Annotated in this window: 3 protein-coding genes; 1 reads left to right on the top strand and 2 read right to left on the bottom strand. The window is 67.7% G+C overall.

Going from position 1 to position 2,941, the window contains the following annotated elements:
- A partial coding sequence (locus VF468_17155) for a DUF5995 family protein (protein HEX5880022.1) occupies positions 1-529 on the top strand: 529 nt, incomplete at its 5' end.
- A 35-nt stretch (positions 530-564) separates the two neighbouring features.
- Here VF468_17155 and VF468_17150 read toward each other — a convergent pair.
- Positions 565-2,202 (bottom strand): helix-turn-helix transcriptional regulator, encoded by a 1,638-nt coding sequence (locus tag VF468_17150; protein ID HEX5880021.1) that lies wholly within the window; start codon positions 2,200-2,202, stop codon positions 565-567.
- Positions 2,203-2,349: 147 nt separating this feature from the next.
- Positions 2,350-2,941, bottom strand: a 592-nt coding sequence (locus VF468_17145; GenBank protein ID HEX5880020.1) for an abortive infection family protein, incomplete at its 5' end; no start/stop codon positions are given.

Here is a 2,941-nt window from a genome sequence, read left to right as displayed (position 1 = left end):
CGCCAATAACGCTGGTGAGTTCTCCGACCCGACCTTCTGGGACACCGAGGTCATCCCGACCTTCGCCGACTACTACCTGGACGCCTATGCGGCCTGGCAGCGCAGCGACCTCCGAGAGGTCGACCCGGCGTGGCGGATCGCCTTCCGCGCCAAGCCCGACCGGCTCAACTGCACCCAGCTGATCTACTTGGGCATCAACGCCCACATCAACAACGACCTGGCCTTCATGGTCGAGGACATGGGTGCGCGCTACACCTACCCGGACCACAAGCACGTGGACGACGTGCTGGCGTTCCGCACCCGACCGGTCGTCTACCCGGAGATCCAGCGGGTGCTCTGCCCGGGGCTGTTCTCTGAGGTCGTTCCGCCCACCGCCGACCTGGACATCTTCGCCTGGCGGGAACTCGCCTGGGACAATGCCCAGCGGCTGCTGCACGCGCCCACCGCCAAAGCGCGGGACAAGATCGCCAAGGAGATCCGCCAGCACGCCAAGGATAAGGCCCGTGAAATCCTGCGCTGGTACCGGTGACCGGGTACCACGGTCCCCACTGCTCCTTGGCCAGGTCACGACGTCGCCGCGGTTCTGGTCTCTAGCCACAGCGAGGCAGCCTCAGCCCGGTCGCGGACGTCGAGCTTGACGTAGATGCGCGCCAGACGCGATTCCACGGTCGCAGGGGCGAGCCGAAGGGCATGGCCAATGCTGGTGTTGCTCTCGCCGGCGGCGGCCAGCTGGAGCACCTCGACCTCACGGGCGGTCAATCGCTCAATCCTCACATGAACGAGCCGATCACCGTCTGGGGCGCGTCTGGCTGATCTAGGCTGTGCCTGCTTGGACGGCTGACGGAGACCGAACCTCCTGGAAAGGGCCCTCGGGTCATAGAGCAACCGGAAATACGGCTCCAATTGCAGATTCCATGACCACGGCTGCTCGATACCGACGGACGGCAGGGACCTGGGAAACAGCGGGTCCAGGCGGGACAGCTCGCGGATACGCTGGCGGCTTATGGACTTGGCGTAGCCTGCCCGAACGGCCCGCTCGGCGGTCCCCCAGGCATCGACCAGGTCCGGCTCGGCCTCTGGGAAGAAGTAGGGCACGAGTTGCCAGTGCCGCCACCACCACAGTTTCTCCTTGCCGGCGCTGGGAATCGGCCGCGGGAACCGGGAATCCCGGGCGGCCAGGCGGTAGAGCCGCTGGGGCGTCATGGTCTCCGCATAGCCGCATTCCACCAGCCGACGGGCCATCTGTTTCCAGTTCACCAGTGCGGGCCCGGCCGCCGGGTCCAGCTCTAACCCTGGGCCGGCGGCCGGGTTGAAGTAAGGATGCAGCTGCAGCGCCCACGACCACAGCGTCTCCTTGTTGGACGGGCCGCTCGTCAATGGTGTCGGCCACCGGGGATCGTGGACCGCCAGCCACTCCACCCGCCGCAGGGTCATCGTCCGCCCGTACCCGATCCGGATCACCCGCTCGGCGATCGCCTCAATGTGCAGAAGATCCGGATCGGCGGCCGCTGCGAAATGAGGGACAAGTTGCCCAGCCCATAACCACAGCTGGTCCCGGCGGCGGGACGTGGGCAGCGAAGCCGGGAAGCTCGGGTCTCGCTGGGCGAGTGCGAGGAGCTGGCGGCGGCTGGCGGCAGCCACATAGCCGTGGTCGACCAGGCGCTGCGCCGCCACCTCTGCCGTCACCACCTCCGGTGCGGCCGCGACCGCGTCGGGTTGGGATGGAGCAATCCGGCGGCCAGCGGTGACCCATGCGGATGGTGGGTACGCCCTTGCCTGCCAGTAGGGCTCCACCTCGGTCCGGGACCACAACTTCTCCTGGTTCTCCTCACCGACGGTTAGGGTGTCGGGGAAGTCGGGGTCAGTCCTGGCCAGCCACAGCACCCGCTGTCGGCTCATGGTCGGCGCGTACCCGTCGGCGACCGTGCGTCGCGCCATCTCGTCTGCGTCCACCAAGTCCGGGTGAGCTTCGGTGCCGAGATACCGGTGGGCCTGGCTGGGATCGGCGGTGGGGTCGAGGTAGCAGTGCCACTGGGACAGCGAGTAGACGGTCTCGGAGCCGGCGCTTGGCACCGGCTTGGGTGCCTTCGGGTCGGTCTGCGCCAGTCGCAGGACCATCTTGCGGGTCATATGGGGGCGGTAATCGTTGGCGACGATCCATGCGGCCAGCCCGGTTGCGTTCGCCAGGTCACGGTTGGTCATCGCAGGTCGATCCTGTGAGTGGTGCAGCTCGTCGTGATCATGGCAGCCATCCACCGTCGTCGACCATTCATCTGCGTACCTTCGGCAGTCTGTCAGTCCGGACGTTCCTGCGGAATCGCCCGAGCCTTCTCTTGTGGGGTCAGGAAGCTAGGGTGAGGCGGCGGCACGCCTCCATGGGGCGTCAGGGTCAGCCAGGGTCTCCAGCAGGAGGCGGCTATAGGTGCTGGCGCAGCCGACCGCCAGGTGGGCGTGACGCGGGGACAGCACCGTGACTTGGGTGCGGCCGTGGTCGGGCCCGTACTGGTTGCGCAACTCGGCGACCCCCACCGCGACCTGGCTGAGGTTGGACAGGATCCGGCGCACCGTCTCGCTGCCCTTGCCAGTCGGGGCCAAGGTTTCAGGATGCAGCCCCAGCGCCTTCTGGGCCGCCTTGACCAGCGCCGGCACGTCGGCGTGCTCGTCGTAGGCGACGCCCAGCTGGTTGAGGACGAGCTTGGTGGTCGCCTCGATCAGGGCTCGGGCGCCGCTGATCGCCTGGGCCGGGTCGGTGTCCATGACCCGCCCAATGCGGTCGATGTGGTCGTAGATGGCCGCTGGGTCATCCAAGGCGGCCAGGGGTAGCGCATCGAGCTCGGCGGCTGGCGGGGTGCGCAGCCGTCCCGTAGCGTCCAGGCGGTAGCCATCCCATTCCAGGTGGCGCTTCAGCTGCCCATAGGTCGCTGCCGGCAGGTCAGCATGG

The organism is Actinomycetota bacterium, assembly GCA_036280995.1.
In the GTDB taxonomy this organism is placed as follows: domain Bacteria; phylum Actinomycetota; class CALGFH01; order CALGFH01; family CALGFH01; genus CALGFH01.
The sequence above is the reverse complement of the archived record's forward strand: the minus strand, read 5'-3'. Positions and strand labels throughout refer to the sequence as shown.